This window comes from Dietzia sp. Die43 (genome assembly GCF_024519835.1).
GTDB lineage: Bacteria > Actinomycetota > Actinomycetes > Mycobacteriales > Mycobacteriaceae > Dietzia > Dietzia kunjamensis.
Genome location: NZ_JALJRF010000069.1, coordinates 1 through 434 on the forward strand (window position 1 = coordinate 1; position 434 = coordinate 434).

1 protein-coding gene is annotated in these 434 nt (G+C 64.7%); it reads left to right on the forward strand.

Features of this window, described 5'->3' with window-relative positions:
- Positions 1-434 (forward strand): chemotaxis protein CheW (locus tag NR111_RS18275; RefSeq protein ID WP_256821633.1); only part of this gene is annotated, 434 nt, incomplete at both ends.

Genomic DNA, 434 nt, shown 5'->3' on the forward strand with positions numbered 1-434 from the left:
TTCTGGCACGAAGGCCGGCATGTCGGCCTGGTCGCCGCCAGCCAGTTGCTGCAGCGGCCGGCAACCCAGGAAAGCGCGCCAACTCTGAAAGTGGTGGTGATCCGCGAGCGCGATGCGGTGTACGGGATCGCCGTGGAGCGTTTCATCGGCGAGCGCACCCTGGTAGTGCTGCCGCTGGACGACCGCCTGGGCAAGATTCAGGACATCTCCGCCGGAGCCCTGCTCGATGACGGCCGGGTGGCGCTGATCGTGGATGTCGAGGACATGCTGCGCTCGGTGGACAAACTGCTCAATACCGGGCGTCTGGAGCGCATTGCGCGCAACCATCAGCAGCACGCACAGGCCGCGCGCAAGCGTATTCTGGTGGTGGACGATTCGCTGACGGTGCGTGAATTGCAACGCAAGCTGCTGATCAACCGCGGTTACGACGTGGC